The organism is Xanthovirga aplysinae (assembly GCF_009711365.1).
Classification (GTDB): Bacteria; Bacteroidota; Bacteroidia; order Cytophagales; family Cyclobacteriaceae; genus Xanthovirga; species Xanthovirga aplysinae.
On record NZ_SMMB01001246.1, the window covers coordinates 1 to 11,833 of the forward strand.

12 protein-coding genes are annotated in these 11,833 nt (G+C 35.2%); 5 read left to right on the plus strand and 7 right to left on the minus strand.

Going from position 1 to position 11,833, the window contains the following annotated elements:
• From E1171_RS23935 to lspA, 3 genes are all read left to right on the plus strand, one after another.
• Nucleotides 1–290: sigma-70 family RNA polymerase sigma factor family protein (locus E1171_RS23935; RefSeq protein WP_222931543.1), on the plus strand; the 290-nt coding region annotated here is incomplete at its 5' end.
• A gap of 446 nt (nt 291–736) precedes the next feature.
• Nucleotides 737–1,255, plus strand: a complete 519-nt coding sequence (locus E1171_RS18900; RefSeq protein ID WP_155207619.1) for a cupin domain-containing protein — start codon at nt 737–739, stop codon at nt 1,253–1,255.
• Nucleotides 1,256–1,412: 157 nt separating this feature from the next.
• Nucleotides 1,413–1,919 (plus strand): signal peptidase II, encoded by a 507-nt coding sequence (gene lspA / locus E1171_RS18905; protein WP_155207620.1) that lies wholly within the window; start codon nt 1,413–1,415, stop codon nt 1,917–1,919.
• 47 nt (nt 1,920–1,966) lie between these two features.
• On the opposite strand, the gene E1171_RS18910 is transcribed toward lspA, so the two are convergent.
• The 5 genes from E1171_RS18910 to E1171_RS18930 all read right to left on the minus strand — a co-directional run bounded on the left by E1171_RS18910 (nt 1,967) and on the right by E1171_RS18930 (nt 7,067).
• Nucleotides 1,967–2,818 (minus strand): dienelactone hydrolase family protein, encoded by an 852-nt coding sequence (locus E1171_RS18910; RefSeq protein WP_155207621.1) that lies wholly within the window; start codon nt 2,816–2,818, stop codon nt 1,967–1,969.
• 174 nt (nt 2,819–2,992) lie between these two features.
• Nucleotides 2,993–3,697, minus strand: coding sequence for an SDR family oxidoreductase (locus E1171_RS18915; protein WP_155207622.1), 705 nt, complete (start codon nt 3,695–3,697; stop codon nt 2,993–2,995).
• A 207-nt stretch (nt 3,698–3,904) separates the two neighbouring features.
• Complete coding sequence (locus tag E1171_RS18920) at nt 3,905–4,345, minus strand: hypothetical protein (protein WP_155207623.1); 441 nt, start codon at nt 4,343–4,345, stop codon at nt 3,905–3,907.
• A 438-nt stretch (nt 4,346–4,783) separates the two neighbouring features.
• Nucleotides 4,784–5,563 (minus strand): acyl-ACP--UDP-N-acetylglucosamine O-acyltransferase, encoded by a 780-nt coding sequence (lpxA, locus tag E1171_RS18925; protein ID WP_155207624.1) that lies wholly within the window; start codon nt 5,561–5,563, stop codon nt 4,784–4,786.
• A gap of 235 nt (nt 5,564–5,798) precedes the next feature.
• Nucleotides 5,799–7,067, minus strand: a complete 1,269-nt coding sequence (locus E1171_RS18930; protein ID WP_155207625.1) for a hypothetical protein — start codon at nt 7,065–7,067, stop codon at nt 5,799–5,801.
• Nucleotides 7,068–7,387: 320 nt separating this feature from the next.
• Here E1171_RS18930 and E1171_RS18935 point away from each other — a divergent pair, with 320 nt between their 5' ends.
• Nucleotides 7,388–8,560 carry a helix-turn-helix domain-containing protein gene (locus E1171_RS18935; RefSeq protein WP_155207626.1) on the plus strand — a complete coding sequence of 391 codons (1,173 nt, stop codon included), beginning with the start codon at nt 7,388–7,390 and terminating at the stop codon, nt 8,558–8,560.
• A 114-nt stretch (nt 8,561–8,674) separates the two neighbouring features.
• Nucleotides 8,675–9,802 carry an acyltransferase family protein gene (locus tag E1171_RS18940; RefSeq protein WP_155207627.1) on the plus strand — a complete coding sequence of 376 codons (1,128 nt, stop codon included), beginning with the start codon at nt 8,675–8,677 and terminating at the stop codon, nt 9,800–9,802.
• A gap of 108 nt (nt 9,803–9,910) precedes the next feature.
• Here the strand turns inward: E1171_RS18940 and E1171_RS18945 are convergent, their stop codons facing one another.
• Together E1171_RS18945 and E1171_RS18950 are read right to left on the minus strand one after the other, a co-directional pair.
• On the minus strand, nt 9,911–10,888 hold the full coding sequence (locus tag E1171_RS18945) for an NAD-dependent epimerase/dehydratase family protein (protein WP_155207628.1): 978 nt from the start codon (nt 10,886–10,888) through the stop codon (nt 9,911–9,913).
• Nucleotides 10,888–11,733 (minus strand): SDR family NAD(P)-dependent oxidoreductase, encoded by an 846-nt coding sequence (locus E1171_RS18950; RefSeq protein WP_155207629.1) that lies wholly within the window; start codon nt 11,731–11,733, stop codon nt 10,888–10,890. Before E1171_RS18950 ends, E1171_RS18945 begins: the two co-directional genes overlap by 1 nt.
• Nucleotides 11,734–11,833: the final 100 nt, after the last annotated feature.

Consider the following 11,833-nt stretch of genomic DNA (forward strand, 5'->3'; position numbering starts at 1 on the left):
AAAAAATGCTCTCAGATGAAATCTCTCTTACTGCTGATGGGGGAGGTAAGGTAAAGGTGGTCCGGGAATTAACAATTGGAAAATCTGCCACCTTAGATCTACTATTTTTTGTTTTTCAAACCTACCAGAAATTACAAACTGTAAAAATCACTCAAGTAAATCACCAACCTGCCTTATTGTTTTATGAGGATAACCGCTTGGTTAATTGTCAAGTATTTGAGTTAGAAGGGGAAAAGATTAAACGGGTTTTTTCCATTCTTGACCCCGAAAAACTAAAATTTATAGCATAAGCTGTCTATCTTGTCACGTTTTCGTTCTCAAGATTGTCATTCTGTTGTAAAATAATACAACAAATGAAGGCATTATTGAGAATTGATTATAGCTCAAGGATTAAGAGCTCACATTCCAGAGAATTAGCAAATTACTTTGGGAAAAACTGGCAAAAAGAAAACCCCAATAAAAAGGTTGTCTTTAAAGTCCCAAAAAAACAACCATTACCTCACATTCAACACGACACGATTGTAGGGTTTTATACAACTACAGTACACCTGCCTCCTTAAACCTTACAATTCACTGCCTTTTGAGATGAGTTAAAAGTGAATTAAAATCAGCAGATTAAATATTGATAACTAACCCATTATATAATCTAAACATTGCTTCCAACATTAAGTCATTATCGATCTGGTAACAAAAAAATCCTTTTTTAAATTGATGAACTAAATAAAAATTGACTAAAATGAAAACAAAAAACAAAACAGACTATTTCAACGACCAATTAGAAAACAAAGGTGTCATTATAAAACCAAATGAAGGAGAGAAATTTGAGATGAATGGCCTCTCATTGACTTTCAAAGTAACAAGTGAAATTTCAAATGATCAGTTAGGCGTTTATGAAATTGTATTAGCACCTTTGGCAATTGGAGCCAAACTTCACTATCATCGATTTATGGATGAAACATTCATAGTAAATGAAGGGGTTTTGACCATTCAAGTTGGAGATAAAGAATATAAGGCAGAACCAGGGTCAGTTGCTTACGTACCGAGATTTACTCCCCACGGATTTCGTAACGACACCAATGAAGAGGTGAAACTAACTTTATTGTTTAATCCATCTCAGAAGCGGGAAGGCTTTTTCAAAGGTTTACTTGAAACGCTTAGTGAAAATCCAATTGACCCTAAAAAATATTTAAAGCTCTATAATAAGTATGATAGCTTTCCAGTAGACATTTCAAATATGATTCCTATCAGAGAATAAAGGAGAAATATCAAAAAGTTTTAAGAGTTAGCTAATAGAAAAAGTCGATACATTGTAGGAGGAACTGGAAAGTTGAAAAAAATTAATCAATCTTTTTCTAAATTAGCACAGCAACCAACCTAAGCCTCAAGGTTCACCATTTAAAAAGTAAAGCATAATGAAATTAAAAAAGATTTTTAGAACTCTTATTATTATAGCTCTATTGGTATCAAACATAGGTTGTGATCAGATTTCTAAAAACGCTGTTCGTACAAACGTGAACTATGGTGAAAAAATCTCTTTAATTTCAAACCATTTAATTTTAACCAAAATCGAAAACACAGGAGCATTTTTGAGCCTTGGGGTTAATTTTCCAGAAACAATAAAGCTGGTTCTATTAACAATTCTTCCTATTGTTGTCCTTCTATTTATGACCTACTTTTTACTGGTTAAACAGAATCTCAACAAATATTCGATAATAAGTCTCTCATTTATAATTGGTGGAGGAATTGGAAACGTATATGATAGAGTTGTTTATGGGTCAGTAACTGACTTCTTACATATTGATTTTGTAATATTTCAAACTGGTGTTTTTAATATGGCGGATGTTTCCATAATGGTTGGAACCCTTCTATTATTGTATTCAAACTTTTTTCGATCAAAATTTCATCGTCAGTTTGAATAAAACAGCCTGCTGCTAAGGTTTTAAATGTTCTTCATAAATTTTAGCAATTATTTCATTCTCTCTTTAAAAAAGGCTAGGGTATGGGACCAGGCGTCTGCTGTTGCCGTTTTATTGTACTTGGGGTTGCTTGGGTTAGCAAAAGCATGGACAGCATCATAGTTATGCACTATCAACTTTTTCCCAGCTTTCCCCATATTTCCTTCAAATTCTTTAACAACTTTAGGATTAATGGAGGAGTCTAGGGTTCCAAAAATCCCTAATACATCACAATGTAAAGATTGGAGCTTTTGGATATCTTTTTCTGGCATACCATAGTAAATTACACAAGCTTTGGCTTGGCTTTTTGCCATTATGGCGGCTTGTAAAGACCATCCTCCCCCAAAACACCAGCCAATAGTCCCAATTTCAGCGTCCTTCCCTACATAATCTATAGCCCCCTCAATTATTTCTCTAGCTCTTTCTTGGCTTACTGCTCTCATATATTGAGCGGCTTGTTCTCTGGTATCTGTTACCTTTTCATCGTAAAGATCAAGAGCCAGAACATTTACATTACCCAATTCCTTATAAAGTTTCTCAGACTCTCGCTTGATATAATCATTTAATCCCCACCATTCATGGATCACAAAAATATAATCCTTACTGGGTTCTTTTGCCAATAACTCATAGGCATGCGCTTTTTTCCCGTCAACTGTGCTATAGGTGATGTCTTTTCCGGTTTCACTAAGGTGTTTGTAGGGAAGGGGGGTAGCATGACTCATCGTAAAGTTGGTGTTTGAGGTAAGTAAGGCAAACTCTTCCGTGGCGGAAATTTTGCAGCAAGAAGAATTTTGATGTTGTGCCCAAAGCAAAGTAGGGAAGAAGCTGCCTAGGAAGGGGAGAAGAAAAAGCAGTCGTTTCATATCCAGAATAATTTATAGTGAAGAATTATTAGTTCACAAAAGGGCTCCAATATTGGAGGAAAAAGTCCAAGTTATTTAGATAAAAATAAGATTTTTTTCACCAAATAATATTACAGAAAGGGAAGGAATTTCTAATTATAAATTCTTTCTTCATTATTAATTACTCATTTGCATTTAAAAAGGGTTGGTGGCAAAAACTGTTAGTTCAGGAGTAAACCCTCTATCATCCATCTCAAGTACAGAAACAATACTATGAGCTATTTCTTCTCCTCTCAATTTGTTTTTTATTTCCTCTTTTTCTTTTCCTTCTTCTTTGCCAAAAGTGGTGACCACTTCGCTAGGATTGATCAGCATAACCCTAATATTATATCTTCGCAATTCAGCTTGCCAACATTGAGTCATTATTTTTAAGGCCGCCTTAGAGGCACAATAAACAGTACCTCTTTCAAACCCTTTTAATGCGGCTGTGGAGGCAATGTTGATAATATTACCGTATTTCTGAGCTTTAAATATTTGAGCAGCTTTTTGTGCCATTAGGGTTGCCCCATAAACATTGGTGCTAAAAACTTTCTGGAAATCCTCCAACTGAACCTCTTCCAAAGTACTAAATTGTCCTCCAATTCCAGCATTATTAATTAAACCATCTAGTCCCCCCATGTATTCCATTGCATGGTCAATGGTTCTTTGGATATCAATTGGATTAGAAACATCTGCCTGAACGGGAAAAGCTCCAATTTCATTTGCTGTCTTTTTTAATTCTTCTTCATGACGAGAGGTAATAATTACTTTCCCCCCTTTTTGGATTAAATTTTTAGCAGTTGCCTTTCCTATTCCTTTGCTGCCTCCAGTGACGATAAATCGTGATTGTTCAATGTTCATCCTTATAAGTTATTCCTTCAGAAAAATTGACTTAATAGATTTTCAGAACTCCCATACCTATTTTTCGGCCTTTTTGATGAGCTGAATGCTTCATGGGAGTTCATAGGAAATGATATCTGTGGCTGATAAAGTAAAATAATTCCTGGTAAGCCTGATTGGATAAAGAAAATAAGCACCTTTCCCCTCGAGAAGCATTTAAGGAAGGATTTAGGTTTGAGTGATTGTACTTAACGTTTCTATCATTGGCCGATTAGGGGCATGATTTTTTATCCATTGCCTGGCTTCCTCTAATGAGTCAAATAGGTTGATTTTAACTCCCTGTACACCCGCTTCTTTTATAAACCGCTCTAATTCCAATCTACGAAAAATATTTCTAGATTGAATGGCACTAATTGAATATAGCCGGCCAATTCCTATTGGAACAAATTCCTTAAGAACATACCCATATTCGTTGGGGGGAAGAACTTTTGCCATTGTAGTATCTCCTACCCAGTGCCTAATATCTTCTTTAGGCAACAGGTCAAGACCAAAATGTATAACTTCCCTGAATTGCTCACTATTAGTCAACGACTTCCACCGGACAACCAAGGTTTTTAATTCCGTGCAAATCCCAACAGTGGCAAATTCATTATCAAGCTTTACAATCATAGGGAGTGAAGGCTTATAATAAATGCTATATTATAATCTAAAATTTTAATTTTTCAAAACTAAAATGGCAAAAGAATCCAAAAAAGTAACAAAAAAGTACTTATTTCAATAAATAAAAATAATTTTTTAAAATTAGATAGTTAGGTTTTATCCCTAACCAAATATTTAAAACTTGCCTATTTAAGGATGGTCATAGTACATCTTTTAAAAGAAAAAGAACCAAGTTTGAAAAGGTAAAAGAAATATTTTAATACCTTTTTCATAATTTTTCAAAAGGAAATTTTACTTTCCAACACCAAAAAATAGAAGAACCCTGCAGATCCCTAACTTAAAAAGCATTAAATACAAGAACCAACTATCAGATATTAATTTTAAATAGTTTGGTAGTTACACTCTATGTTAACTATGCATAACCTCTCCTTTATTCCAAACTATTATCTACTTAGCAAATCCTTTTATAATACCCCGGTTAGAATTTTGGACAAAATGTAATATTTCATCTCTTTCTTTTGATGGATTCATTTTTACTTGTATGATATCCAATGCCTGATTGTTGTTGAACCCTCTTAGATATAGATTTCTATAAATTTCTTGAATCTCGTTGATTGTATCATTTTGATACCCTCTTCTTCTTAAGCCAATGGAGTTCACTCCTGCATAGCTTAAAGGTTGCCTACCAGCCAGTAGATAAGGTGGAACATCTTTACTAACCAGTGCTCCTCCTTGCAACATCGTATGTGCACCTATTTTGCAAAATTGATGAATAGCAGCCGTACCACCTATAGTTGCAAACTCTCCAATTTCCACATGTCCTCCCACCTGAACCGCATTCGAGATGATCACATGGTCATGGACTCTGCAGTCATGAGCAATATGCACATAAGCCATTAGCAAACAGTTGGATCCGATAGTAGTTTCCTGGCGATCTTTAGTGCCCCGGTTTATGGTCACACACTCCCGAATTATCGTTTGATCACCAATAACAACTAAACTCTCTTCTCCCTCAAATTTTTTATCCTGGGGAATAGCCGATATCACTGCCCCAGGAAAAATCTTGCAATTTTTTCCTATCCTAGCTCCCTCCATAATCGTTACATTGGATCCTATCCAGGTGCCCTCCCCAATCTCCACGTTTTTCGAAATGCTTGCAAATGGCTCCACAACCACATTGGTGGCAATTTTGGCTTCAGGGTGAATGTACGATAACGGTTGATGCATAAGTTTTTTGTCTGATTTTTTTTGGACTGTCTTCGGCTGATGCCCTATAGTTATAATTTCCCCTCAGAAAATTTTCCCTACCTTAGCATAAAAGATATTTTCATTGCTAAAAAAATTAAAATCATCTTATGGGTAATTTCTAGTAATAATTTAACTAATAAATTAAGCATCAATTGAATCAAACGAATATCTTTTAATAGGGTTTTTGAGTATTTTTACTTCACTAAAAACACAACTAAGATCTTCCAAATAACCGCAACCCAGCTTGAAAACCAGGGTATAAGGTGGTTAAAGTATTGACTCCCCTCCAGCTATGGGACCCCAAAAGGATAAAATCTCCCTTAACAAGGCTTCCTTCTTCATTTTCTCTGTTTGACACAATGACATTGATTGAAGGCCCTCCATAAATTTCTATACCTTCTGTAATTTGGTAACTAAATGACACTTTCAATTTATTAAGCATGTTTATTTCCTGAGTTTTCCACCATTTCTCTTCATTGATGTTGTAAGCGATGGCATCAATACTCAGATCAACCTTATTGGAAACCGGAAATAGTGTACCGATACCATAGCCAAAACCCCAAAATGTTTCCTTTTTTTCTGCTCTTGCTCCTAAGGATAGGATATTATAAAAGTTTTTGGTTCCTGTTTTAAATGAAACATTTGCGGTAAAATATTCATTATGCTCTACTTCCAGCCTTCGATAACCTTCTTTGATAAAATTAAGAAACCCAATTGCCAAGCCACTTTCAATACGGTCCGCTACATTTATAAACCCTAATTGAAGACCGTTAACCGTTTGGGCATGATTAAAAAATCCTGCAATCTGCAATCCATCCAAATCTCCGGAATTAACATTTACAAAACCACTTAGCTGAACTCCCCTCATTTTTCCTGAATTAATATTGCTAAAACCAGCTATTTGAAGGCCCCTAGTATCACCGGCTGAAATGTTAGCAAAACCTGCTAATTGATTTCCAGTGGTTTGCTCAGCAAAAAAGCTCAAAAAGTCTTCCATTTCGCCCTTTTTATTTTTTAGACTGTTGATATTGGCAAAGCCCGCAATCTGAATACCGTTTTTGGAAGAACCATTTATATTGGTAAACCCTGCTAGCTGAACAGCATTTCTTGACTGCCTGCTTAGGTTATAAAATCCTGCCACTTGTACTCCTTTAGTAATCCCTTTAACCATATTACCCATTCCTGCCAGTTGAAAACCATCGGTATTTCCATTAGTAAGGTTTAGAACACCACCTAGTTCAAAACCATCTACTCCTCCGGACACTCCACAAATTAGATTGAAGGAAAATTGGTTAATGGTCTGACTGGATGCCATGCCATTGGTCCCAATAGGAGGAAAAAATGAAAACTGGAAGGGCTTTCTGGTTTTCTGGCTTTCATAAGTTTGAAAGGCAGCCCTATCTTCATTCTGTGCTATTAATGATTGTTTAAAGGGTAAAACCCAAACAAAAATTACTAATGTTAAAAATCGTAATGCCTTCATAGTAAAAGATATTAATTATGCTTTTACGGTAAGACAATTATGAAATAGAATACCCTTATTCTTAAATGATATTTTTTTAGATATTCATAGGTCAGAACATGCCCCACCCAAGGCCACTTATAAATAAATGATGCCACTTACTTTTTTAATTTAGGAAAGTCGATATTTCCAACAACGAATTTAACCACCTAAATATCAATTGATTAGCCTATAACAAGAAAATTGTGACTTCAAAGATTTAATAAATCCTAACAACTTTTTATAATATTGAATAATAATTCCGTTTTAGGTTTTATCCACTGATAAATTCATCTTCTAATATGAATGAAGTACAGCAACTTCTTAATCAGATCCCTATACGACAAGATTTCATCTCGACAATAATGCTATTAGGAGTAATACAAGGATTTTTTATGAGCCTAGTAATTGCTTTGCGCAGAAATGCTACTACCCAAGCAGTTCAAATATTTGGGCTTTTTGTATTTATTCTTTCTTTAATATGTTTTGATGTCTATTTATGTTATACCCGTTTGATGAAGTACATTTTGCCATTAAACGACTCGACAGAACCTCTTGTATTACTATTGGGGCCCTTAATTTATTTTTTTGTTTTAAGTGTTCTCAAACGAGAAAAAATCACTTTAAGGACCCATTGGATCCACCTAGTTTTACCCATTCTTTACTTTATTTCTCAACTGGGCTATTTCCTGGCCCCTATTGGAGTAAAATTAAATGCCTACCTTGGTGCATATTTCCCTGAAATGCCTCATGTGGAAGTTCATCAACCCTTTTACTACAATTTTTTTTACATAAAGGACGAATTTCGATGGTTTATCCTTTTCAGCTTTGTCATCTATTTCTTATTATCTATTCGTGTGGTAATTCACTCTACCTTTAATATCTCCAAGGAAGGTTTTTGGAAAGTTAAATCGGATAAATATGGATTTTCAAATAGCATAGTAGTGTTATTTCTTCTAATGCTTTTGATCATTTTTAGCGTTTACTTGACGTACGATAATGATTTAGGAGACCACTTCATTGTTATATTCATTTCCCTTTCCATGTTTGTTTATAGCTTTTTTATGCTCTCTGAATCCCGCTTTTTTGAAAAATCATGGATTGCAGACAAATATGAAACTTCAGGTTTAAAGTCCAATCAAAGTGAGGTGCTTCAAAAGATTAAAGACTTTGTAGAAAAGGAAGAGTACTACTTCAATAAAGAGAGCTCTTTAAAAGATCTTTCCACCCAAATGGGCCTTCCCTCAAATTACGTTTCCCAAACCATCAATAATCAAACCGGACAAAATTTTAATGATTTTATAAATGCCTATCGAATAGAAGAAGCAAAAAAAAGATTACTTCATCAGGATTTTGCTCACTTAAGTGTAAGTGGTATTGGAGATACTGTTGGTTTCAAATCCAAGTCTGCTTTTTATAATGCCTTTAAAAAACATACCCAAATGACTCCCACAACTTTTGTGAAACAAGGTTAACCCCTAAAAGGGTCCAAAATTGCAATTCAGGACTTCTTAAAACCTCTTTTTAACCTATTTGAGGCCGATTCTCCACAAATTTGTGCCATTCATAAAACTTTAAAAATTTTAAAAATGGCAGAAAAAATACGTCGATACGATTTGGATTGGTTAAGAGTTCTGGTTTTTGGACTTCTTATTTTTTACCATGTGGGAATGTTTTTCGTACCTTGGGATTACCACCTCAAAAACAATGTCATCTACGAATGGGTCAGATGGCCTATGCTTTTTGTCAACCAATGGAGATTATCCCTGCTTTTTGTCATTTCAGGAATGGGCACCTGCTATGCCCTTGCTCTTCGAAACGGCAAACATTTTGCATGGGAAAGGCTGATTAAGTTAGGTATTCCCTTAATTGCAGGCATGATTTTGATCGTTCCTCCACAAGTATTCTATGAACGGCTGGCTAATGCTCAATTTACGGGCACCTATTTACAGTTTTTAAAAGGCCCAGCATTTATTGGAATTTATCCGGAAGGAAATATTAGTTGGCACCACTTGTGGTTTTTACCCTACCTTTTGATCTACTCTCTTTTGTTAATACCTTTATTTATTTATTTGAGAAATAACCCAACCGCTCGTTTTATCTTATGGGTTAAAAATTGGATAAGTAGGCCTTTTGGTATCTATTTGTTTGTTATTCCTCTTTACTTTACAGAAGCATTTTTAGAGCCATTTTTTCCTGTTACTCACGCATTAACAGATGATTGGTTCACCTTTATTAATTTTTTCATCTTGTTCTTTTATGGTTTTGTTCTAATCTCTATGGGTAATTTTTACTGGAAAATCATTGATCAAGTGAAAAAGAAAGCATTAGCAATAGGTATTTTTTCATTTAGCATCCTCTGCACTATCTGGTTGGGATTTGAAGACAGCACCTTTGTTCATTTTACAGAAGCCTTTTTTAAAGTAATAAATTTCTGGTCCTGGATATTGGTCATATTTGGTTACGGAGCTAAATATTTAAATAAGCCTTCCAAACTATTAAGTTATTGCAATCAGGCGGTTTATCCTTTCTACATCTTACACCAAACGGTCACTATTGTCGTAGCTTATTATTTAATGAATTTGGACTGGGGATTCACACCAAAGTTTTTAATCATAAGTGCAGCTACCTTTTTATTTAGTTGGATTATATATGAGTTTTTGATCCGAAGGATATACTTTGTAAGACCATTATTTGGTTTAAAAAGAATTAAATAATGTAAACAATAAATCCGCATGACTTAACCTTTTATTTAAAGCTAAAACATGCGGATTTCCTTTTGTAGGGATATAATTACAGCTATTAGAAAAATGAGCCGTTTTTTCCTAGAGATAGCCTATTCCCTTAAACCATTGCAAAGCTTCTTTAATAGCTTCCTTTAAAGGAGTTTGAGGAAAATCCAACTCTTTTACGGCTTTTTGTGAGGTGTAATAGTTCTTAATCGTCAAAAACTGCGCACTGGTATAAGTTAACCGAGAGTTACCACCCAATTTATTGATAAGTGAGCCCCCCGCTCCTGCAAATTTAAGGATAAAGGCTGGTAATTTTAGTGTTTTCGTTTTTTGCCCACTTACCCTGCTCAGTTTTTCCACAAAATCTTCATAGCTTAGGTTTTCGTTTCCCAACAAATAGCATTCCCCAGAACGGCCTTTATCAATGGCATTACAAGTCCCCTTTGCCACATCTTTTACCGAAACGAAATTCTTTCCTCCAGGAGGGACAAAAGCTAATCGCTTTCTATGATATAGGAGAATTATTTCCCCAGAGCTGGGTTTAGCATCTCTAGCACCAATCATGAAGGTGGGGTTAACAACCACCGCATTAATTTTCCCTTCACTAGCGGCTTCCAGTACCAGGTTCTGCGCTTCCAACTTGCTGAGTGCGTAACCTGATTTTTGAAATACAGGGCTGACCCCTCCTTTTTCTTTACCGGGTTGCTCTTTCGTACCATATTCAAAGGTGTTAGATGTGCTTACAAAAATGAGGCGTTTAACCTGATGATTACGTACCTCATTTATAATGAACTGCGTACTTTCCACATTTGTTGACCAAAGATTTTCTAAGGTAGCAGTTGGATTGGTATCGGCAGCCACATGAATTACTACATCACATCCTTTTACTGCCTCGGCAACATCCTTAGGTTCACTAATGTTGCCAATAAATTTTTCGTATCGCAGGCCTTCGAGAGATAAGAGATTACTGGTTTTTCTTACCATTCCTCTTACCTCCATGCCTCTTTCCAAAAGTTCCTCTATAATATTTGAAGCCAGTAATCCATTAGCTCCAGTAACCAAGACCTTCATTATGCATTAACAACGCTTTGTATCGGTTTGGTTTGTTTATTTAGATTGTTTTCCATCACCTCTCGCCTAACAATTCTTGAAACTAGAGAAAGCTGAATCCATCTTGGGAAAAACCGCATTAATTGACGGTTAAACTTATTTATTTTACCCGGAACAATTAATGGTCTTCCTCTAAAAAGTTTTGAGATAGCAATATCAGCCAAGTCCTCTACACTTATTAAGCCTAGTTTTCCAAATATCCCCTGCTTTTCAATTCTTTTAGTTACTTCTGGGTTAGTTTTTATAGGCCCTGGGTGTAAAACACTTACAGAAACATTAGTATCTTTTAACTCTTCTTTTAATCCCATAGAAAATGAATATACAAATGCCTTGGAGGCCGGATAAACCGTTTTAAAGGCAATTGGACTAAAGGAAGCCATACTCGCCACATTTAGGATAAAAGCTTCTTTATGATTTTTTAATTCCGGAAGAATTAAACGAGTAAGCAAGGATAAAGCACGAATATTAACGCGGAGAATTGCTTCAATATAGGCTGGGCTCACCTGGTCAAAAGCTGCACTTCCTCCAATACCAGCATTATTAATCAAAATGTTGATGTTAAAATTAGTTGTTGCCCATTCTGCTAATTGATACACTGCATCATTTTCGGCAAGATTTGTCTCAAAATAATGGGCTTTTACCCCATATTTTCTTTTTATCTCATCGCAAAATTCCGGCAAGCCTTCTCCCTCTAAGGCTACAGTGATAACATTTATTTTTCTGCTGGCTAGTTCTTCTGTAATGGCTTTTCCTAATCCCTTACTTGCTCCAGTAATCAATGCAAAACTTTCTTTTGTTTCCCTCATATTTAGCTATTAATTAAAAATGATAAAAATGTTTCTTTAGCCTCTTCTAAAAATGTAATGGCTTTTTTAAGCCCAAATGAATCATCAATCTTCTTAAAAA

Coding starts and splice junctions, on each gene's coding strand:
- E1171_RS18900 (WP_155207619.1), top strand. CDS start 737: ATGAAAACAAAAAACAAAACAGACTATTTCAACGACCAATTAGAAAAC.
- lspA (WP_155207620.1), top strand. CDS start 1,413: ATGAAATTAAAAAAGATTTTTAGAACTCTTATTATTATAGCTCTATTG.
- E1171_RS18910 (WP_155207621.1), bottom strand. CDS start 2,818: ATGAAACGACTGCTTTTTCTTCTCCCCTTCCTAGGCAGCTTCTTCCCT.
- E1171_RS18915 (WP_155207622.1), bottom strand. CDS start 3,697: ATGAACATTGAACAATCACGATTTATCGTCACTGGAGGCAGCAAAGGA.
- E1171_RS18920 (WP_155207623.1), bottom strand. CDS start 4,345: ATGATTGTAAAGCTTGATAATGAATTTGCCACTGTTGGGATTTGCACG.
- lpxA (WP_155207624.1), bottom strand. CDS start 5,563: ATGCATCAACCGTTATCGTACATTCACCCTGAAGCCAAAATTGCCACC.
- E1171_RS18930 (WP_155207625.1), bottom strand. CDS start 7,067: ATGAAGGCATTACGATTTTTAACATTAGTAATTTTTGTTTGGGTTTTA.
- E1171_RS18935 (WP_155207626.1), top strand. CDS start 7,388: ATGAATGAAGTACAGCAACTTCTTAATCAGATCCCTATACGACAAGAT.
- E1171_RS18940 (WP_155207627.1), top strand. CDS start 8,675: ATGGCAGAAAAAATACGTCGATACGATTTGGATTGGTTAAGAGTTCTG.
- E1171_RS18945 (WP_155207628.1), bottom strand. CDS start 10,888: ATGAAGGTCTTGGTTACTGGAGCTAATGGATTACTGGCTTCAAATATT.
- E1171_RS18950 (WP_155207629.1), bottom strand. CDS start 11,733: ATGAGGGAAACAAAAGAAAGTTTTGCATTGATTACTGGAGCAAGTAAG.